The sequence below is a fragment of the Nocardiopsis coralliicola genome (assembly GCF_054779695.1).
On sequence record NZ_BAAGXT010000055.1, the window covers coordinates 1 to 19,935 of the forward strand.

Consider the following 19,935-nt stretch of genomic DNA (forward strand, 5'->3'; position numbering starts at 1 on the left):
GGCCGAGCCGGCGCGTCCGGCGGCGCGCGGGCGCGCCGCCGGACCGGAGCGCAGCCGGATCGGCTCGGACGACCTCTTCCCGCCAGAGCCGCTCCGCCAGCGCCGCGGCGCCCGCCCGGAGCCGCGGCCCGAGTCGGCCCGTCCCGAGCGGCCGCGCCCGGAACCGGCCCGCCCGGAGCCGGCGCATCCGGAGCACCAGCACGCCGAGCCCGAGCGGTACGCCGAACCGGAGCAGCCGCCGGCCGGGGAGGAGGCCGGGGCGCCGCCCGCAGCGGCGCCGGCGCCCGTCCAGCCGCAGCAGGAGCGGGAGCAGGACGAGCCGCGCCGCCGGGAACCGGTCCGCCCGGAGCGCCCCGCGGTCGGCGGCGCGGCCGACAGCGGCCGCGAGCAGGGCCGGGACCTGGGTGTTCCGGCGGCCGCCGCGGGCGCCGCACCGCAGTCTCAGCCGCCGGCGCAGCAGCGCCGCAAGGGCCGCGGCCGCCGCGCCTCGGTGCCGTCCTGGGACGAGATCATGTTCGGATCGAAGAAGCCGGAGTAGCCCCGGCCCCGCCCTGCGGCGGCTCGGCCAGGAACGGCCGGAGCAGTCGCGGGGCGACCCCGGCGGCGAACTCCGCCGACTCCGCGGCGTCGGCGTCGATGGCGGTGCAGCCGCCGTCGCCCGCGCCGATGGCCGCGGTCAGGTGGGCCAGCCCGGCGCGGCGCTGGAAGAGGCTCTGCTCCCACCGCCAGCCGATGACGGCATCGGCGTCGACGACGGTCTGGGTGCGCTGCAGTGATCCGGATCGGACGCTGATCCGGGCCCCGTCGGTGCCGTGGCCGAGCGCCCGGTAGCGGTCGATGCCCAGCGCAACCCCGGCGACCGCCGCGGCCCCGGCCATCACGGCCAGCCAGATCTGGCCGAACGCGGCCGCTGCTGCGGCCACCAGCAGCGGCGGCCCCACCGCGCGCAGCAGGCGCCGGCGCAGCGCCGCCCGCGGGTGCCCCTGCAGCTCGCCGCCGAAGCGGCCGAGGATGCGGTCGGCGATCGGGCCGACGGCGGCGCGGGGGCCGGCCGGCAGCAGAACGGCACGGGTCGAGTCGCCGCCGAGACCGGTCATCACGGCGCGCAGCCGGGCGACCGAGCGGAGCCGCTCCAGCGGGCTGTCGCTGAGCTCGTAGCCGCGGATGCGGCGGCGCTCCAGCGCCACGCTCTGCCGGGTGAACAGCCCGCGGGAGGCCACCAGCGAGCCGTCCCGGCCGACCAGCCGGAAGTCCCAGTAGGCGACGGCGTAGGAGACGACGGCGAACAGCGGCATCGCCAGCAGCAGCACGGCGGCGACCGCGGCGGCCAGCGCAGCGAGCACCAGCAGCCCGGCATCGTCCATCAGCCAGCGGGCGAGGACGACGGCGCGCTCTCCGGCCGCGACTGCTCCGGCCTCGCCCAGGACGTCGCCGGCGACCTGGGAGGCGAGGCCGATGACGGCGGCGATGGCGACGAACGGCGTCAGCAGGTACCCGACGCTGAGTGCCGCGTAGCCGTACCAGCGCGCCGGCATGCGGAAGTACTCGACAACCGGTTCGGCGGCCCCCGGGGCGCCCGCAGCGCCCAGCGCGGAGGCGCCGGGCGGCGCCTCGGCGTCCGCCCCGGCTGCACCGGAGCCGGCGGGGCCGTCCGGCTGGCCGCGCAGTTCGGCCCGGCGGCGCAGCAGCTCGGTGTGCAGCCGGTCGGCCTCGGCGCGGGTGACGCCGTCGAGCTTGCCCTCTTCGTCGCCGGAGCCGCCCGCGGCGGCCTCGATGCGCACGACGGCCAGGCCCAGCATGCGGTGCACCAGGGTGGAGGTGACGTGCACGCCGCGGATCCGCTCGATCGGGACGGTGCGGCGGGACCGGCCGATCAGCCCGGTGCGGATCTCCAGCCGTTCGGCGCCGACCTGGTAGCGGACGGTCACGTAGGTGTAGACGCCGGTGAGGCCGACGCCGGCCAGCGCCGCGAACAGCGACGCCAGTGCCCACGCGTTCTGGGTGGCGCCGACGGCGACCAGCACCAGCGGCACGATGAGGTTCTTGAGGTAGACGAGCGGCGCCGTCACCATCATCCGCGGGCTGAGCCGCCGCCACGGTTCCGGCGGGGGCAGGGCCCCCGCGCCGGCGCTGCCGGGCGGCGCGGCCTCCGCCTCCGCAGCGGGTGCTTCGGCGCCCGTTCGGCCGCGCGGCGCAGTGCCGTCCGGAACGGGCCCGGGCGCGGGACCGGGGCGGCCATCGGCGCCGGACTCGGCGCCGGATTCCGGGTACTGTTCAGGGCCGCCGCTCACGTCGCGTCGTTCCGCAGCTCGCCGGCGCGCACCGCGACCTCTTCGGACAGCGTCCTCGCCTGCTCGGCGTCGAGCCCCTCGATGGTGGAGGATCCGGCGTGCGACGCGGTCTGGATCTCCAGTGTCGCCACCCGGAACAGGCGCTCCATCCAGCCCTGGGTGTGGTCCACGGTCTGCACCCGGTCGATCGGCACCAGCTGCCACCGCCGATTGAGCCAGCCGCTGCGCGTGTAGACGACGTCGCCGGAGACCTCCCAGCGGTGCACGCGGTACCGGAACCTCGGCATGACCGCGGTGTCGGCAACCGCGTAGACGCCGTACAGCACGGGCGCGGCCCAGCCGCGGCCGGTGACCCAGGCGGGCATCCAGCCGGCGTCGATCGCGCCGGCCCCCCAGACGGCGGCGGCGAGGACGGCCACCACCACGGCATGCCCCATCGCGGCCTTCAGGGTCCACATCGGCACAGCCCGCGCACACACGCGGTTCTCCGGGGGGCGCAGAGCGGTCGTCATCACGGTCTGAGTCTAGGGCGTGCGGCCGCTGCCGCCCGCTCCGTCACCCGTCGGTCAGCGGGCTGCGCGCGCCTGCACTGCGGCGGGGCCGCGGCCGCGCCGGCCACGGTCAGCCGCCGCATCCGGCCACCGCTGAAACATCCCGCCGGACGTCAGCGTTCTGTCAGTGGCAGGCCGCAGACTCGAGGCGAGCGGGCCGGCTGCGGCGCCCACAGCCGGCCGGCGCCATCCCATCCGCCGCATCCGCCCTGAGCGGCCGCACCGCACGGCCTCTTGACTTCGTCTTAAGTCAAAGTCCGAAAGTGAGTCCATGACGACAGCAGCACGCCGGCTCCCCGACACGGGAGCCCGACCGGGGAGGGCACGATGACCGACGCCATCCGCGCTGAAGGGCTGGTCAAGCAGTACAAGGAGACCAGGGCCCTGGACGGCGTGGACCTGACCGCGCGCCGCGGCAGCGTTCTGGGCGTCCTGGGGCCCAACGGCTCCGGCAAAACGACCACCGTACGAATCCTGGCCACACTGCTGCGCCCTGACGCCGGCCGCGCCTGGGTCGACGGCCACGACGTCGCCGCCGATCCGCACGAGGTGCGCCGCACCATCGGGCTGACCGGCCAGTACGCCGCCGTCGACCAGGACCTGACCGGCACCCAGAACCTGATCCTCATCGCACGGCTGCTCGGGTTCACCCGGCGCGGCGCCCAGCTGCGCGCCGCCGAGCTGCTCGACCGGTTCGCGCTGGCCGACGCGGCGGGACGGCCCGCATCCACCTACTCCGGCGGCATGCGGCGCCGGCTCGACCTCGCGGCGAGCCTGGTGGGGCGCCCGTCGGTGCTCTACCTGGACGAGCCCACCACCGGTCTGGACCCGCACAGCCGCAACGGGCTGTGGGACGTGGTGCGCGGTCTGGTGGCGGACGGCGTCACCGTGCTGCTCACCACCCAGTACCTGGAAGAGGCCGACCAGCTGGCCGACGACATCGTCGTCCTCGACCACGGCCGGGTGATCAGCCGCGGCACGCCCGACGAGCTGAAGGAGCGGGCCGGCGCGCAGGTGCTGCAGGTGCGCCCCGCCGACCCGGCCCAGCTGGAGGCGGCGGGCCGCGTCGTCGAGCTCGCCACCGGCGGCGAAGTCCGGACCCAGGCGTCGACCGCCTCGGCGTCGGTCACCGACCCGGCCGTGATGCCGGAGGTGGTGCGCAGGCTCGACGACGCGGGGATCGCGGTCGCCGAGCTCAACCTGCGCCGCCCCAGCCTCGACGAGGTGTTCCTGGCGCTGACCGGCCACGCGGCCGAGGAGGAGACCCCGGAGAGGATTGACGCATGAGCGCCACTGCAACCCGCAGCGCCGTCTCGGCGCCGGCCGGTCCCGCGCCGCACGTCGCGGCCCGCATCACGCCGGCCGCGGCGGTCCGGCACGGATCGCTCCTGGCCTGGCGGAGCCTGCTGAAGATCCGCAGCAACCCCGAGGAGATCCTCGGGCTGACGTTCATGCCGCTGATGTTCGTGGCACTGTTCGTCTTCGTGTTCGGCCAGGCCATGATGGGCGACTGGCAGACCTACCGGGACTTCATCATCCCCGGTATCACCGCGCAGTCGGTGGTGTTCGCGACGATCGGCACCGGCGTCGCGCTCAACACCGACATCGAGAAGGGCATCTTCGACCGCTTCCGGTCCCTGCCGGTCGCCCGCTCCGCACCGCTGACCGGCGCGATCATCGGCGACCTGGCCCGCTACGCGCTCACCGTGATCATGGTGCTGGTGGTGGCGGTGCTGATCGGCTACAGGCCGGCCGGCGGCGTGCTGGGCGTGATCGGCGCGGCGGCCGTGGTGATGGTCTTCGCGTTCGCCCTGTGCTGGCTCTCGGCCTTCGTCGGGCTGCTGCTGCGGACGCCGATGGCGGTCAACATCTTCGGCTCGATCTGGATGTTCCCGCTGACCTTCGGCGCGTCCACCTTCGTCGACCCCGACCAGATGCCGGGGTGGATGGCGGCGTTCGCGCGGGTCAACCCGGTGACGCACGTGACCGACACGATGCGCGGGATGATGGAAGGCGGCCCGTTCCTGCAGCCGCTGCTGTGGACGCTGCTGTGGGTCGCGATCCTGCTCGCGGTGTTCTTCCCGCTGGCCACCCGCGCCTACCGCAACCGGGCCTGACCCCGGCTCCGCCGTTCGGCCGCCGGCCGCGCGCACCGGTCTCGGGGCACCCGCTCCCCGGGGCCGGCGGCGCTCACCGCCGGTCCCGCCTCCGGGGTGCGCACGCGAGCACGGAACCGCTGCCGCCTCCCTCCGCCGGCCTCGCGTGCCGGCACCCGGTCCGCGGCGGCCGCACACGGCCCGGCCGCAGTACCGGTCAGCCGTCCGATCCGGGGCGCGCGACCGGCCCGGACCCGCCCGGAGTGCGCAGAGGCTCCGCGCCCGCGCCGGTCAGGCAGCGCTCGCCGGTGGCCGAGCAGCGGTACCCGCGCTCACCCCGCCGCTGCCGATGAGCGGGGCGCCGCCCGTTCCCGGGCTCCGCGGCCGCACCGGCGGCCGGCCGGGCTGCACGGCAGCCGGCAGGCAGTCAGTACCGCCCCGGGCCGGTATCCGCCCCCTCGTCTTCTGCGCTCCCCCAGGTGCGCACGCGGGCGTCGAACCGCTGCCACGCGTCCTCCGGCGGGCGCCCGGCCGCCTGCTTCCGGGCCGCGTCTGCGCCGGGGACCGCGTCGAGCCGGCGCAGGAGCGCGGCGACGTCGGGGTCGGCCGGCGCGGGGAGTCCGCGCAGCGCCTCGGCGATGCGCAGCGCCTCGGCGGCCCGCAGCGGCGCCCCCGCCGCCGCCTCCACGTCGGCGGCGGCCTCGGCGATCTTGGCTGACGCCGCACCCTTGCGGGTGCCCTGGAGGCTGGCCCACGCGGCGGCGACGTGGCCGCGCGCGGCAGCGGTGCTGCCGCGGCCGGCCGCGAGCCTTGCGGCCTCTGACCGGAGGGGCGCGGTGAGCTGGGTGCGCAGCAGATCGCCCGCGTCGGCGGAGCCGCCGACCAGCGCGTCCAGCTCCGCCCGCGCGGCCTGGCCCTCGCCCGCCCAGCGCAGGATCTGGGCGCGGCACAGATGCGTCAGCAGGCGCAGGTCGTACTCGCCGGCTCCGCCCCCGGTGCGGCCGTCCAGCGCGGCGAGCCCGGCGGCGGCGTCACCGGAGCGGGCCAGCGCCACCGCCCGCAGTCCGTACAGCGCGTCGACCGTCTCGGCCATGCCCATCGCCTCGCCGTCGGCGATCGCCTCGTCCAGCAGTGCCGCCTCGGCCGCGGTGTCGTCCAGGCCGACCAGTTCGGAGGCGAGGAAGGCGACGGTGGTGCGGGTCCACCGCTCGCCGATCCCGCTCAGCCGGTCCAGGACCGACAGCAGGGCCGCGCGCGCCTCGCCGCAGCGGCCGAGGAACGCCTGCTCCAGCAGCATCCCGGCGAACCCCTCGGCTACCAGCGCCTGGCCTCCGGGGAGTGCGCGGGCGGCGGCCTGGGCGCGGCGGAGCGCGCCCTCGGGGTCGTGGCCGAGGAGGCCGAGCAGGACGGCGACGAAGAGCAGCGACAGGTGGTCCTCGGCGCGCTCGCCAGCGGCGCGCAGCACGGCTTCGGCACGGTCCAGTTCGGCGGCGGCCCGGTCCGTGCCGGCCCGGCCGGCCTGCGGCGGATGCAGGTCGCGGTCGAGCGTGCACAGCGCGATGCACTGGGCGTAGGCGGCGGCGCGGCCGGCCGGCGGCGTGCTGCCTGCGGCCTGGAGCAGGTCGGCGGCGTGCCGGGGCAGGTCGGCCCAGCCCCGGTCGAGCTGGGCGTAGGGCAGCGCCGCGGCGGTGAGGTCGAAGGCGAGCGGCAGCCGGCCGGTGCCGATCGCCCAGGCGAGCACTGCGCTGTGCTCCTCTTCGGCGGCGCGCAGCCGGCGGATGACGCTGCCCTGGTCGGGGCCGAGGAGCGCCTCGGCGGAGGCGGGGAGCAGCCGGAGCAGGAAGCGGGCCTGCGCGGCGCGCACACCGTCGGTCTCGCCGGACTCGGCGAGGCGCTGGCGGCCGTAGGCGCGCACCGTCTCCAGCAGCCGGTAGCGGGGGCCGTCGGGTTCGGCGGTGCCCTCCACCGTGACGAGGGACTTGTCGACGAGGGAGAACAGCACGTCCCACACGTCGCGGCCGCCGACCGTGCCGGACCCGGCTGCCGCGGAGGCGCCGGAGCCGGATCCGGTGCCGCCGGGCGCGTCCGGCGCAGCGGCGGCGCCGGTATCGCTGCAGACCTCTTCCACCGCGTCGAGGCCGGCGCCGGCGGAGAACGCCGCCATCCGGCGCAGCAGCGCCCGCTCCGCTCCGTCGAGCAGCTCCCAGCTCCAGTCGACGACCGCCTCGAGGGTGCGGTGCCGGCCGTCAGCCGTGGCGGGGCCGCCGGCGAGCAGCCGGAACCGGTCGCTGAGCCGTTCGGCCAGGCGCGGCAGCGGCAGATGCCGTACCCGCGCCGCAGCGAGTTCCAGGGCGAGCGGCATGCCGTCGAGCTCGCGGCAGATCCGCACCACCGGCCCGGTGGTGGCGGCGTCGATCGCGAAGCCGGGGTCGTGCGCGCGGACCCGGTCGGCGAACAGCCGCACTGCGGCGTTCTCCGCGGCCTGCCCGGGGGTGGCGTCCTCCGGGGGCGGGGCCAGCGGCGGCACCGGCAGCAGCCGCTCACCGGGCACGCCGAGCGGCTCCCTGCTGGTCGCCGCCACGTGCAGGCCGCGGCAGCGGCGCAGCAGGCGCTCCAGCGCATCGGCCAGGCCGGGCAGCAGGTGCTCGCAGTTGTCGGCGATCAGCAGGACGCGGCGGCCGCCGATCAGCTCGGCCGCCCGCTCCACCGGGTCGGCGCTGCCGGCGGCCGGCATCGGCGCGACGGTGCGCTCGCGCAGGCCGAGCACGTCGAGCAGGGTGATGGCGACCGCGGAGTCGTCGCGCAGCGGTGCCAGGTCGACGAACCAGACGCCGTCCGGGAAGGGGCTGGCGGGCACCCCGGCCGCAGCCGCCGGGCCGGGGACGGCGCCGGCGGCAGCGGTGCGCCCCGGGGACGTGCCGTCGGCGATGCGGGCGCCCGCCTCCACGGCGAGCCGGGTCTTGCCCGCGCCGCCCGGTCCGACCAGGGTGACCAGGCGCTGCTCCGGGAGCAGCTGCAGCGCCCGGTCCAACTCGGCCTCGCGCGCGACGAAGCTGGTGAGCCGGGTGGGCAGCCGGGCCGGCGGGGCCTCCGGGCGGCCCGGAGCCGGCTCGGGGCGGTGCGCCGGGCCGCCGCCGCGGAGCAGTTCCACGTGCAGGGCGGCGACGGCGCGGCCCGGATCCGCGCCGAGCGCCTCCGCGAGCCGGGCACGCAGCCGCTCATAGGCGACCAGCGCCTCGGCGGTGCGGCCGGTGGCGGCCAGCGCCCGCATCAGCAGCTCGGTGACGTGCTCGCGGAGCGGTTCCCGAGCCGCAAGCTCCTCCAGTGCGGGCACGGCCGCGGCGTGCTCACCGGCTTCCAGCCGGGCCTCCAGCAGCTCCACCTCCGCGCCGCGGTACTGCTCGGCCACGCGCACCGCCTCGGAGTCGCCGCCGGCGAGCTCGGGCAGCGGGTCGCCGCGCCACAGCCGCAGCGCGTCGCTGAACAGCTGGACGGCCGCGGCGGCCTCGCCCGCGGCCCGCGCCGCCCGGCCGCGCTGCACCAGCGCCTCGAACTCCCACAGGTCGACATCGGCGGGGGCGGCACTGATCAGGTATCCGGCCGGCCCGCCCTGCACCGCGCCGGCGCGGCCGAGCTGCCGGCGCAGCCGGGACACCAGGGCCTGCAGCGCGTTGGCGGGGTTGGCCGGCGGCGCGCCGTCCCACACGCCCGCGGCGAGCCGGTCGGCGGAGACGGTGCGGCCCGGCGCGAGCAGCAGCAGGACCAGCAGGCGGCGCACGCGTGCGCCGCCGACGGCCACTGGCGCGCCGGAGTCGTCGGTGACCGCAACGGGGCCGAGGATCGAGTACCGCACTCCCCCATGATCACTGATCGCGCCGGGCCCGGGGACGCGCCGTGCCCCGCGGCCGCCGCAGCGGCAGTAGGGTGCCCAGGGAGCGCGCCCCGCGGGTGCCGCGCCGCCGGCACGCCCGCCGGCGCCTGCCGCGGCCGCCGCTCCGCGCCCAGCCGCACCGCCGCGGAGACGTCCGCGGAGCCGATCGTCCTTGCAGGAGCACCATGGTCTCGCCCGTACGCCCCCGTTTCTCCGGCACCGCCCGTGCCGCTGCCGCGGCAGCGGCCTGCGGTGTCCTCGCGGCGGGCTGCTCGGGACCGTCCTCGGGCGGCGGCGAGCTCACCGACGACATCAACGTCACCAGCACGATGCTGCAGGCCGGCCGCCCGGTGCCGGACGCGTTCACCTGCCTCGGCGACGGCGACGGCGTCTCGCCCCCGCTGCAGTGGTCCGGCCAGCCCGAGGAGGCCGGCTCGTTCGCCGTGGTCGCCGACGACCCGGCGACGGCGGAGGTGCTGTGGGTGGTCTACGACCTGGCCCCGGACACGGTGGAGATCCGCCAGGACACCGTGCCCCAGCCCGCCCAGCTGGGCCTCAACAGCGCCGAGGAGGCCGACTACAAGGCGCCCTGCCCCGAGGAGGACGAGGCCTACGACTACCGCTTCACCGTCTACGCGCTCTCCGAGCCGCTCGGCCTGGCCGGCGGCGCCCCCCTCGAGGAGTCACTGGAGGCCATTTCGGCGCACACCATTGCCCGCGGCTCGCTGTCCGCGACGCGGGGGTAAACGGCGTGGCAGCAGCCCTCCGCGCAGCGCGCCGGAGGGGGACCCGCGGGTAGCGATCCGTCGGCCGCAGCGCGGCGCTGCAGGCAATACCGCAGAAATTCCCGGGCTTCCCCCGCTGCACCCGCTGCGAATCTCCGCATATGGTGGGGCCGTGCCCCCCAGTGACCGCGCCATGACCGAATCCACCGATCGCGGTGCGGCCCCGCGCAGGCGCCCCAGTTTCGGCGCGCGCGGGCCGGAGGGCCGAATACGTCCGTCCGTCACCCGCCCCGGTGGCACCTCCGTCCCCGACAAGGCCACGGCCCCAAGGGTGGTGCACTCAGCATGACCGTTCTGATCGTCACGATCGTCGCGATCATCGTCGTCCTCCTCGTCCTCGTGCTGATCCTCCTCGGCATGCGGGCGCTGAGCACGGCGCGCGCCGACGACTTCGATGACGCGTTCGACACCGAGTCCGACGGCGGTGATCCGGACGGCAGGTCGGACCGGTCGTCCCGGCGGCGGTCCGGGGGCCGCCGCGGCCGCGGCGCAGCGCGGGACGGCGAAGACGGCGGCGATCCGGACGACGAGGACGACCTGCCGGCGCAGCCGCGGGTGCGGGCCCGCCGCAGCAGCCGGGGCTCCGCCTGGGACGACGGAGACCTGTCGGACAACGGCTTCTGGTCCAGCCTCGGCGCGGACGGCGACGGCGACGAACCGGACGAGGAGCCGGCGCCCCGGCCGGCGCGGCGCAGCGGGCGGGCGGCCCGCAGCGGGCGGAGCGCCCGGGCGGCCGACACCGGGCCGCTCCCGGCCGGCGGTGACGGCGGCGACGCCGTCGGCGGTGATTTCGCGGAGGAGCCCGCGCCGCGGCGCGGCCGGCGGTCGCGCAGGGCGGCAGCTGCCGCCGAGGAGCCCGCGGAGAGCCCCGCAGACGCCGCTTCCAGCACCGACAGCATCGCCAAGCTCGCCAGCCTCGGCAGCGGCGACGATCCGGTCAGCACGGAGGCGGAGCAGCCGGCGGCCGCGCACGCCGCCGGCGGGCCCGGCCGGACCGCGGCCGCATCGCTTCCACCCGCGGCGCCCAACGCTCCGGCGCGGCCCGCAGCCGACACCCGCCCCGCACCCGCCGGCTACGGCGCCCCGGCGGCAGCGTCGACCTATGACACGGGCTCCTACAGCCGCCCGTCCTTCGGCGGCGCCTACGGCGGCGACCCGCTCGGGTCCGGCCCGACCACGGACACCGGTTCCTACAGCCGCCCGGCCGGCCTCTCCGCCGGAGCGGCGTACGACCCCTACGACACGGGTTCCTACAGCCGCCCGGCACGGTACGACGGCTCCGCCTCGCCCTACGACACCGGCTCCTACAGCCGCCCGGCCGCGGCCGACCCGCTGGCCGCCCCGGGGTACCGCGCGGGGCCGCCCTCCGGCCCGCAGCCGCAGGCCCCCGCCCCGTCCTACGGTGCGACGGATCCGCTGCGCGGCTCCGCGGAGGGCCGCTCCGCTCCGGCCGCTCAGGGCTACGACCGCGGCGCGCCGACCGCCGGCGCGGGCTATGCGGGCACGGGCTACAGCGGCGACACCGGGCCGTTCCGCTCCAGTGCCTACGGCAGCTCCCCCTCCGCTGCCGAGCCGGCAGCGGGCTCCTACGGCGCCGGGGCCTACGGCGCGGAGTCACCGGTGGCCGGCTCCTACGGCGCCGGTTCGTACGGATCCGGCTCCTACAGCACCGGCGGCTACTCCGCTGGCCTTCCTTCAGCTCCGCCCGCGCAGCCCGGCGGAGGCGCCGGCTACGCGCCGTCCGGCTACGGCAGCCGGGGGTACGGCGCCGCGCCGGCCGCACCCCCCGGCTACAGTGCGGCGGGCGGCGCAGGCCATACGCCCGCCTACGGCGCACCGTCGCCGTACGACACGGGCTCGTACAGCCGCCCGGACTTCGGTTCCAGCCCCTACGGCACCCCTCCCGGCGGGTCCCCCGCCGCGCCGGGCTACGAGACCGGCGGATACGCCGCCGATCCCCTCTCCGCCGACTCCCTGAGCCGCTACGGCGGCGACCTGTACGGCCGGCCCGCCGACACCGCGGGCTACGGCGGCTACGCACCGCCCTCGGGCGGCACCTACGGCGGAAGCCTGTACGACACCGGCGCCTACAGCCGCCCCGAGTACGACACCGGCGCCTACGAGCAGGGCCTCTACGGGTCACCGCTGGGCCCCCCGCCCACCGACGCCGGCCCGCCCGCCGGCTACGGCGGCATGCTCGACGCCTACGGCCGCCCGGTGGGCGACCCGCCGAGCGGCCCGAACGCCTACGGCGGCCCCGGTGAGGCCCGCTGGGGCGCCGACGCGCCCCCGTACCCGCCCTACGACGGCCGCTACTAGACCGCTGGTGGGAATTGTCGGGTGTCCTGGCCAGTGGCCGCAGGCGATCAGCGGCCGCTTGACCGGGCCCCGATCAGCCAGTTGTGCCGGATCGCGGTGTTCATCGCCGCGATCTGCTGGTCCGCTGGAAGATGCGGGCCCAGAGCCCTTTCAGTGGCGCGCCCGGCGTGGCGTTCCCGAGCTCGTTCTTCACGGCCCCGATGACGGTTGCGATGCGCTGGCGGCAGCCAGGACGGGAACGAGGCATCCTCGGGCTCGCCGGCGCGGGCGGGCCGGATGAGCGGATGGCCCGGCCCGGCCGCGCGGCTTCGATCCCGGCCCCGGCGGAGCCCTTGCCACCACCACCGCCGGCCCCGGCCCCACCGGGCCGGCGTGGAGCAGGTGCAGCACCTGCTTGCACCCATCCGGCTCCTTAGGATGGGCCAGCGAGGACGCGGTGACCGCGCCCTCGGCGGTGGCGACCAGCACCAGCGGGGCGCCCCGGTGGAAGGCACGGTGAGAGGTGCCCCTGCCCTACCCGGCGATCCCACTGGCCCGGCATGCGGGGAGACAGGCCGCCGAGGCGGCCGGTGCCAGGCGCAACCAGCGGCGTTGGCCATCGCAGCGCAGAAGGACCCGGGCGACGGCGACGCAGCCGAGTCCGGCGTCGGTGAGCAGGAGCGGGCGCCCCGGGCCGGTGCGCTGTCAGGCCGAAGGGATCACGTCGTCCAGATGGACGCAGAGCGCGGTCAGCAGGGCGTCCGGGCCAGTGGTCGCGCTCTGATCCACGGCGCCCTTCGCCATGCGCGCAGCTGGTTCACCGATCGCCCATCAATGATCTAGGGCGTGGCGGGTGGACACCTGCCTGCTGCGCGGCGCCCTGGCGCCCCTCGCGGCGTTCCCCTCTCCTCGACAGGACAACCCCGCCCTGACTCCCTCGGCGGGCCTGCGACGGGTGCACCGCCGACACCGCTCGCGACCAATGCCATCCACCCAGCACGCCCGAGGACCGCATCCGCCACCCACCGGGCCGGGCACCCCCGCGGTGCCCGGCCCCGGCTGTCCCGCCGGCTCGCGCAGCCGCGACCGGAACGGGCGCGGCCGCTCGGCCCGGGGCCTCCGCAGCCGGCGGAGCGGTCCGCAGCACCGGGCAGCGCGGAAGACCTGGAAGTCCGGGTGGGGAACTCGGGCCAACGGTTGGCGGAATCACCTTCCGTGATCGCCCCCGCACCGCGAGAATAGCTACCGAACGTAACCGACAGCGTCCGGACCGTCGCGCCGGGGGCCCGCGACGCATGCCTTCGCCGGCCTCCGCGACCGCCGACCGCTGTCCCCGCAGCGGCGCGCCGCACCGGTGACAGACAGGGGCCGGCCCGGAGAGGGCGGCTCAGAGGGGGGATGCATGCCTCGCGATGCCCGAGGGGGGAACGACACCCAGGAACGCAGGACCGCGGCGGTGCAGCACGCACCGGCCGTGCCGTTACGCTTCGCCGCGCGCGGGGACTTCGGCGCGTCGCTGGTCGCCTTCCTCGTCGCGGTGCCGCTGTCCATGGGCATCGCGGCGGCCTCGGGCGCGCCTCTGGTCGCGGGGCTGATCGCCTCCATCGTCGGCGGCGTCGTGGCCGGCCCGCTCGGCGGGTCCCGGGTCCAGGTGAGCGGTGCGTCGGTCGGCCTGACCGTGGTGGTGGCCGGGCTGGTCGCCGACTTCGGCTGGCAGGTCATGTGCCTGATCACCGTCCTCGCCGGACTGCTGCAGATCGTGCTGGGAGCGTTCCGGATCGCCCGCGCCGCGCTCGCCGTGTCTCCCGCTGTGATCCACGGGATGCTGGCCGGCGTCGGCATCACGATCGCGCTCGCGCAGGCACACGTCGTGCTCGGCGGGTCCGCGCCGGTGTCGGCGGTGGCGAGCCTGGCGGAGCTGCCCGGCGCGCTGGCCGACCGCAACGACGCGGCGCTGGCGATCGGTGTGCTCACGTTCGCGGTGATGCTGCTCTGGCCGCGGCTGCCGCTGCTCCGCCGGCTGCGCGCGGTGCCGGCCGCGCTCATCGCGATCGGCACCGCCACGGCGGCCGCCACACTGATGGACCTGGACCTGCAGCGGGTGACCCTGCCGGACTCGCTGGCGCAGGCGTGGAGCGGTCCGGCCCTGCCCGCCCGCGGCGACCTGCACGACGTCGCGCTCGGCGTGGTCACCATCGCGCTGGTGGCCAGCGTGGAATCGCTGCTGAACGGGCTGGCCGCCGACCGGCTGCACGACGGCCGGCGGATCCGGCTCGACCGCGAGCTGGCCGGCCAGGGCGCCGCGAACACGGTGAGCGGCCTCCTCGGCGGCCTGCCGGTGACCGGCGGCATCGTGCGCACCGGCGCCGCCGTGCGGGCCGGTGCACGCACGCCGGCCACCGCGGTGCTGCACGGCGTGTGGGCGCTGCTGTTCGCGGTGTTCTTCGCGCACGCGGTGGAGCTCATCCCGATGGCCGCGCTGGCCGGGCTGCTCGTGTTCATCGGGGTGCAGATGGTCGACCCGTCGCGGCTGGCCCAGATGCGCCGGCACCACGAGGCGAGCGTCTACGTGGTGGCGCTCACCGCGGTGGTGGCGCTCGGCCTGCTGGAGGGCGTGGTGGTGGCGTTCGCGGTCGCGCTGGTGGTCGCGCTGCGCCGGCTGACCCGGCTGACCGTGCTCACCGAGGAGTCCGACGGGCGCTGGCACGTGGTCGTGCAGGGCTCGCTCACCTTCCTCGGAGTACCGCGGGTGACGCGGGTCCTGCGCAGTGTCCCGGAGCAGGCGCGGGTCGACCTCGACCTGCACGTCGACTTCATGGACCACGCGGCCTTCGAGGCGATCCACGCCTGGCGGGTGGACCACGAGCGCACCGGCGGCGTCGTCGACATCGACGAGGTCCACGAGCGGTGGTACGAGCGGAGCAGCCAGCAGGCACCCCCGGTGGACAAGACCGGGCCGCGCGGCCTGGCCCGCTGGTGGGCGCCCTGGCGGATGCGCCGCGGCTTCGACGACTCGGCTGCGCCGTCCGGGCTGCTCCTGGCCGGCGCGCAGGAGTACCACTCCAGCACGGCGGGGCGGATGCGCTCGGTGCTGAGCCGGCTGGCGCACCGGCAGCACCCGTCGGCGCTCTTCATCACCTGCGCCGATTCGCGGGTGGTCCCGAACGTGATCACGGCCAGCGGACCGGGCGACCTGTTCACGGTGCGCAACGTGGGCAATCTGGTGCCGCCGCACGCTGACGCGGACGCCGAGGCGTCCGTGGGCGCGGCGGTCGAGTATGCGGTGGAGGTGCTGGAGATCCCCGCCATCGTGGTGTGCGGGCACTCGCACTGCGGCGCGATGAAGGCGCTGCTGGACGGGGCCCACGCCGACCCGGCCGGGGTGCGCACGCCGCGCCTGCGCCGGTGGCTGGCCGGCGCGGAGGCGGCCCTGGAGCGGACCCGCACCGCGGTCCCGGACGGCAGCCCGCAGGCGCTGCGGGTCCTGGCCCAGCACAACGTGGTGCAGCAGCTGGAGAACCTGCTCACCTATCCGGCGGTGCGCCGCGCGCGCGACGCCGGCCGGCTGGAGCTCACCGGGATGTTCTACGACCTGGATACGGCGGAGCTGCACGTGCTCGACGCGAGCGGCTCCTTCGTTCCGGTACCGCCGCGGCGCCCGGAAGCCGACCCGGTGCCCGGCTGACCCGTCCGCCCCGCCCAGCGCAGCCGCACCCGCGGAGGGGCGGGGCACCGGAAGGCGCCCGGACGCACTGCGCCGCTGCCGCCGGTCCGGCGGCAGCGGCGGGGTGGGTCCGGCTGCGGTGGCGCCGGACCTACTCGCCGCGGTCGGGGTTGTCGTCCCGACCGTCCTTCTGCACTTCGGAGGCCTGGTAGCGGGCGAAGCCGATGATGACCGCGATCGCCGCCACGGGAAGCGCGAACAGGAGCACCCACACCACGGTCATGTCCATTGGCAACGACACCCGATCCGATCACGCCGACGTCCGGTTGCGACGCCACCCAATGTAACGGCCCCGCAGGGCCGCTCGCTTTCCGGCGCTCCGCTGCGCGACCCCAAACGGCCCGCGGGATTGGCCCGATATGCGCCCGATCGGCGCCGCGCTCCCCGCGGGCGCGCCCGCGGGGAGCGCGGCGGGGAAGGAAGAGGGGGGAGCCGGCCGGTAAGCCGGATTCTGTCGGCCCCGTGAAGGGGCCGGGCGGCCATCCATCTGGGACCGGCGTTGCCGCCGGCCTCGGTGCGGTCTACCCGCGGACCTCGGGCGGGCCGCCCTCAAACGTCCGCGCGGGGGCGCGTGGCCCCCTTCTCGACCTTGCTCCGGGTGGGGTTTGCCGAGCCGGCCGGATCACTCCGGCCGCTGGTGGTCTCTTACACCGCCGTTTCACCCTTACCACCGCGAGCGGTGGCGGTCTGTTTTCTGTGGCACTGTCCCGCGGGTCGCCCCGGGTCGGTGTTACCGACCACCCTGCCCTGTGGAGTCCGGACTTTCCTCGACGCCGCACGCGGCGCCGCGACCGCCTGGCCGACTCCCCCGGAGGTGACCCTACCGCAGGTGAGCGGTGTCGTTGAACGAGCGGAGGACCGCCGGACCGTCGGCGTACAGGTCGATCTCGCTGAGGCCGGCCTCGTCGAGGTGCATCCGGTAGAGGGCCTCGACGGGGGCGCCGAGGGCGTGGGCCACCATCGCCTTGATGGGGGTGACGTGGCTGACCACGAGCACGGTGCGGCCGCGGAGCCGGCGGGCGAGGGCGTCGCGGGCGCGGCCGGCCCGGCGGGCGGCCGCGGCGAGGCTCTCCCCGCCGGGCGGCGCCGCATGGACGTCGGACAGCCATGCGGCCAGTTCGGCCGGGCGCTCGCGGCGGACCTCGGCGAACGTCATGCCCTCGAACGCGCCGAAGTCGGTCTCCCGCAGGTCGGGGTCGGGCTCGACGTCGAGGCCGAGCCGGGCCGCAGCGGTCCGGGCGGTCTCCATGGTGCGGCGGAGCGGGGAGGCGACGACGGCGTCGGCGCCGAGGCCGGCGATGCGCTGCGCGGCGGCCTCGGCCTGGGCCCGGCCCTGTTCGGTGAGCCCGAGGTCGCCCACGCCGGCGAAGCGGCGCTCGACGGAGTGGGCGGTGGTGCCGTGCCGCAGGAGCAGCAGCCGGGTCGGCTCGGTGTCCGGTGGGCCGTGCGCAGCGCCCGGTCCGGCCGCGGCGCCTGCCACCGCGCCGGCGGCGGGCGCTACTGCGCCGGACTCCGCTGCTGCGTCCGCGCCGAGGCCGGCCGCCGCGTCCATGGCGGCGTTGGCGAGCCGGTCGGCGTCGGCGTTGTCAGCGCGCGGCACCCAGGTGAACCGGACGCCGCCGAGGCCGGCCACGAGGGCGTCGGCCTGCCGTGCCAGGGGCTTGAGATCGGGGTGCTTGATCTTCCAGCGGCCGGACATCTGCTCGACGACCAGCTTGGAGTCCATCCGCGCCTCGACGCGGGCGGCCGGATCGATCCGCGCGGCCGCCTCCAGGCCGGCGATGAGCCCGCGGTACTCGGCCACGTTGTTGGTCGCGGTGCCGATGGACTCGGCCTCTTCCGCGAGGAGTTCCCCTGTCCCGGCATCGCGCACCAGCGCGCCGTATCCGGCCGGCCCCGGGTTGCCCCGCGATCCGCCGTCCGCCTCCACCACGAGCCTGCGGCCCATCACGCCTCCCCTTCGGATGGCCGCCGCCGCTGCGCAGCCGGCGCAGCGCGGCAGCCCGCCGCTCCCCTGCGGCCTGCCTGCCCTCCGCTCCCCGCGGCGCCCCGGCTCCGGGGCGCCCCCGGGGCCCTAGAGGCCGGACTCGGCGGTGCGCACCAGGATCCGGCGGCAGTCGTCGCAGCGCAGGACCTCGTCGGCCGGCGCCTGCCGGATCCGGCCCAGCTCTGCGGTGCTCAGCGCCAGCTTGCACCCCTCGCACCGGCCGTAATGCAGGGCCGCGGCGCCGATTCCGTACTGCTCGCGGAGCTTGTCGTAGAGGCCCAGCAGGTCGTCGGGCACCTCCTTGGCGAGCCGATCGCGGCGCTCCCGCTCGGTGGCGCGGTCGCTGTCGATCTCGACGACGGCGGCGCCGCGCGCATCGGCCGCGGTGTCGCGCCGGCCTTCTGCGCCGGCCAGTTCCGCGGCGGCCGCGGTGCGCTCGGATTCGGCGGCCTCGCGGCGCTCCATCACCTCCAGCACCACCTCTTCCAGCTCGGACTGGCGGCGCTGCAGCGAATCGATCTCGGACTGGAGCTGCTCGAGCTCCTTGGGCGAGGAGACCTGGCCGCCGTCGAGCCGGGCGCGGTCCCGCTCGGAGCGGGTGCGGACCTGGTCGACGTCGGATTCGGCCTTGCGCTGCTCGCGGTCGAGGTCGCCGAGTGCGGTCTCGGCGGCGACGACGCGGTCCCGGAGCCGGGCGATCTCGCCGTCGAGGCGGACCACTTCCTCCGCCTCGGGCAGGGTGGCGCGGCGGTGGTTCAGCCGGGCGAGGGCGGCATCGGCCTCGGCGATGTCGAGGAGGCGCTGCTGCTGTTCGGGTGCTGCTTTCACGTGGGCTCGGGTCTCCTCTACAACGCCTGGGTCCAGGCATCGGTGACGGTGGTGGAAACACGGGTCTCGACCGCTGCGCCGCGAGCGGCCAGCGCGGCACGCAGACGCGCGGCGCCGTCGTCCAGCCAGGGGTGCTCGCCGGCCCAGTGGGCGACGTCGAGCAGCGCGGGCGCGTCCGCGTCCAGCGAGTGCTGCAGGTGCTCCGAGGCGGGGTGGTGCCGCAGGTCGGAGGTGAGGTAGGCGTCCACGCCGGCGGCGCGCGCCTCGGCCAGCAGGCCGTCACCGGAGCCGCCGGAGACGGCGACGGTGGCGACGGTGCGGTCCAGGTCGCCGGCCACGCGCACACCGCCCGCAGTGCGCGGCAGGCCCGCCGCGGCTGCCGCGGCGAACTCGCGCAGCGGCACCGGGCGCTCCAGGCGGCCGATCCGGCCGATGCCGCGCCGGCCCTGCGGGTCGCCGGGGTCGGGCGAGAGGGGGCGGAGCGGGCCGGTGACGCCGACGGCCGCGGCGAGCGCGTCGGAGACGCCCGGGTCGGCGGTGTCGGCGTTGGTGTGCGCGGTGAACAGCGCGATGCCGGAGCTGATCAGGCGGTGCACCAGCCGCCCCTTGGGGGTGTCTGCGGCGACGCTGTGCACGCCGCGCAGAAGCAGCGGGTGGTGCGTGACGATGAGGTCGGCGCCCCAGTCGGCGGCCTCCTCGACCACGGCTGGATCCGGGTCGACGGCGAACAGCACGCGGCGCACGGGCGCCGCGGGGTCGCCGGCGGCGAGGCCGACCGCGTCCCAGGACGCGGCCCACGCCGGCGGGTAGAGCGTGTCGAACGCGTCGACGACGTCGCGCAGGTGCGGGGTCGAGGTGGTCACGGTCCGCAGGTTATCGGCTCGGCAGCGCGCCCGCGCCCCGTCCGGTCCCGGCCGTCCGGCGCGGAATCCGCCCACTGGTGCCGGCGGCGGGCGGAAGCTAGCCTCGCCCGCATGAAATTCCTTGTGCGCGAGCGCGTTTTCGACATCGGCGACGACTACTGGGTGACCGATGAGGAGGGCAATCGGGTCTACCTGGTGGACGGCAAGGCGATGCGCCTGCGCACCACCTTCGAGCTGAAGGACACCGACGGCAACGAGCTGCTGCGGATCCGGGAGAAGAAGATCAGCGTGCGCGACCAGATGCGCATCGACCGCGACGGGGACGTCATCGCGACGGTGCGCGAGCGCATGTTCAACCCGATCAAGGAGAAGCTGATCGTGGAGCTCGCCGACGGCGGCGAGTGGGAGGTCCACGGCGACCTCCTCAGCAAGGAGTACGTGATCAGCGACTCCAACGGCACCGTGGGGCACATCTCGCGGAAGTGGTTCCGGATGCGCGACACCTACGCCGTCGACGTCAACACCTACCGACCCGACATCGGGTCCGACCCGTCGCTGGTGATCGCCGTGGCGGTTGCGGTGGACGCCCTCACCGGCGACGACGAGGGCGACGGCGACTGAGAGCAGCCCGCGCGGCGGCG

General features: G+C 76.5%; 13 protein-coding genes, 1 other RNA gene and 2 pseudogenes. 7 read left to right on the forward strand and 9 right to left on the reverse strand.

Annotated elements, in window-relative coordinates:
* Nucleotides 1–538, forward strand: a pseudogene (locus ACYVGT_RS25130) (septation protein SepH); the annotation flags it as partial.
* On the opposite strand, the gene ACYVGT_RS25135 reads toward ACYVGT_RS25130, so the two are convergent.
* The gene (locus ACYVGT_RS25135) at nt 510–2,291 is read right to left on the reverse strand and encodes a PH domain-containing protein (RefSeq protein WP_460862879.1); all 1,782 of its coding nucleotides are present in this window, start codon (nt 2,289–2,291) and stop codon (nt 510–512) included. The pseudogene ACYVGT_RS25130 and the gene ACYVGT_RS25135 sit on opposite strands and share 29 nt — an antisense overlap.
* On the reverse strand, nt 2,288–2,803 hold the full coding sequence (locus tag ACYVGT_RS25140; RefSeq protein ID WP_460862902.1) for a PH domain-containing protein: 516 nt from the start codon (nt 2,801–2,803) through the stop codon (nt 2,288–2,290). The genes ACYVGT_RS25135 and ACYVGT_RS25140 overlap by 4 nt, the downstream gene beginning before the upstream one ends.
* Before the next feature lie 366 nt (nt 2,804–3,169).
* Between ACYVGT_RS25140 and ACYVGT_RS25145 the strand changes: the two genes are divergently transcribed.
* Together ACYVGT_RS25145 and ACYVGT_RS25150 are read left to right on the forward strand one after the other, a co-directional pair.
* Nucleotides 3,170–4,129, forward strand: a complete 960-nt coding sequence (locus ACYVGT_RS25145) for an ATP-binding cassette domain-containing protein (protein WP_460862880.1) — start codon at nt 3,170–3,172, stop codon at nt 4,127–4,129.
* On the forward strand, nt 4,126–4,959 hold the full coding sequence (locus tag ACYVGT_RS25150) for an ABC transporter permease (RefSeq protein WP_460862881.1): 834 nt from the start codon (nt 4,126–4,128) through the stop codon (nt 4,957–4,959). Before ACYVGT_RS25145 ends, ACYVGT_RS25150 begins: the two co-directional genes overlap by 4 nt.
* Nucleotides 4,960–5,365: 406 nt before the next feature.
* Here ACYVGT_RS25150 and ACYVGT_RS25155 read toward each other — a convergent pair whose 3' ends face one another.
* On the reverse strand, nt 5,366–8,791 hold the full coding sequence (locus ACYVGT_RS25155) for an AfsR/SARP family transcriptional regulator (protein ID WP_460862882.1): 3,426 nt from the start codon (nt 8,789–8,791) through the stop codon (nt 5,366–5,368).
* Between the two features lie 203 nt (nt 8,792–8,994).
* On the opposite strand from ACYVGT_RS25155, the gene ACYVGT_RS25160 reads away from it, so the two are divergent.
* Both ACYVGT_RS25160 and ACYVGT_RS25165 read left to right on the forward strand, forming a co-directional pair.
* Nucleotides 8,995–9,555, forward strand: a complete 561-nt coding sequence (locus ACYVGT_RS25160; protein ID WP_460862883.1) for a YbhB/YbcL family Raf kinase inhibitor-like protein — start codon at nt 8,995–8,997, stop codon at nt 9,553–9,555.
* A 324-nt stretch (nt 9,556–9,879) separates the two neighbouring features.
* Nucleotides 9,880–11,913, forward strand: a complete 2,034-nt coding sequence (locus ACYVGT_RS25165) for a hypothetical protein (RefSeq protein ID WP_460862884.1) — start codon at nt 9,880–9,882, stop codon at nt 11,911–11,913.
* Between the two features lie 33 nt (nt 11,914–11,946).
* Here ACYVGT_RS25165 and ACYVGT_RS25170 read toward each other — a convergent pair.
* Nucleotides 11,947–12,696: pseudogene (locus ACYVGT_RS25170) on the reverse strand (IS982 family transposase); the annotation flags it as partial.
* 598 nt (nt 12,697–13,294) lie between these two features.
* Here ACYVGT_RS25170 and ACYVGT_RS25175 point away from each other — a divergent pair.
* Nucleotides 13,295–15,577 carry a SulP family inorganic anion transporter gene (locus ACYVGT_RS25175; protein WP_460862885.1) on the forward strand — a complete coding sequence of 761 codons (2,283 nt, stop codon included), beginning with the start codon at nt 13,295–13,297 and terminating at the stop codon, nt 15,575–15,577.
* Nucleotides 15,578–15,707: 130 nt separating this feature from the next.
* Here the strand turns inward: ACYVGT_RS25175 and ACYVGT_RS25180 are convergent, their stop codons facing one another.
* The 5 genes from ACYVGT_RS25180 to ACYVGT_RS25200 all read right to left on the reverse strand — a co-directional run bounded on the left by ACYVGT_RS25180 (nt 15,708) and on the right by ACYVGT_RS25200 (nt 19,294).
* Nucleotides 15,708–15,845 carry a hypothetical protein gene (locus ACYVGT_RS25180; protein ID WP_460862886.1) on the reverse strand — a complete coding sequence of 46 codons (138 nt, stop codon included), beginning with the start codon at nt 15,843–15,845 and terminating at the stop codon, nt 15,708–15,710.
* Nucleotides 15,846–16,040: 195 nt separating this feature from the next.
* Nucleotides 16,041–16,423, reverse strand: an RNA gene (gene rnpB / locus ACYVGT_RS25185) — RNase P RNA component class A.
* 13 nt (nt 16,424–16,436) lie between these two features.
* Entirely contained in the window at nt 16,437–17,564 is a 1,128-nt protein-coding gene (locus ACYVGT_RS25190) for a bifunctional RNase H/acid phosphatase (protein WP_460862887.1), read from the reverse strand.
* Nucleotides 17,565–17,690: 126 nt separating this feature from the next.
* On the reverse strand, nt 17,691–18,431 hold the full coding sequence (locus ACYVGT_RS25195; RefSeq protein WP_460862888.1) for a zinc ribbon domain-containing protein: 741 nt from the start codon (nt 18,429–18,431) through the stop codon (nt 17,691–17,693).
* Nucleotides 18,432–18,448: 17 nt separating this feature from the next.
* A complete protein-coding gene (locus ACYVGT_RS25200) occupies nt 18,449–19,294 on the reverse strand; it encodes a Nif3-like dinuclear metal center hexameric protein (protein WP_460862889.1) in 846 nt (281 codons plus the stop codon).
* A 111-nt stretch (nt 19,295–19,405) separates the two neighbouring features.
* On the opposite strand from ACYVGT_RS25200, the gene ACYVGT_RS25205 reads away from it, so the two are divergent.
* On the forward strand, nt 19,406–19,915 hold the full coding sequence (locus ACYVGT_RS25205) for an LURP-one-related/scramblase family protein (RefSeq protein ID WP_460862890.1): 510 nt from the start codon (nt 19,406–19,408) through the stop codon (nt 19,913–19,915).
* The last annotated feature ends 20 nt before the right edge of the window (nt 19,916–19,935 follow it).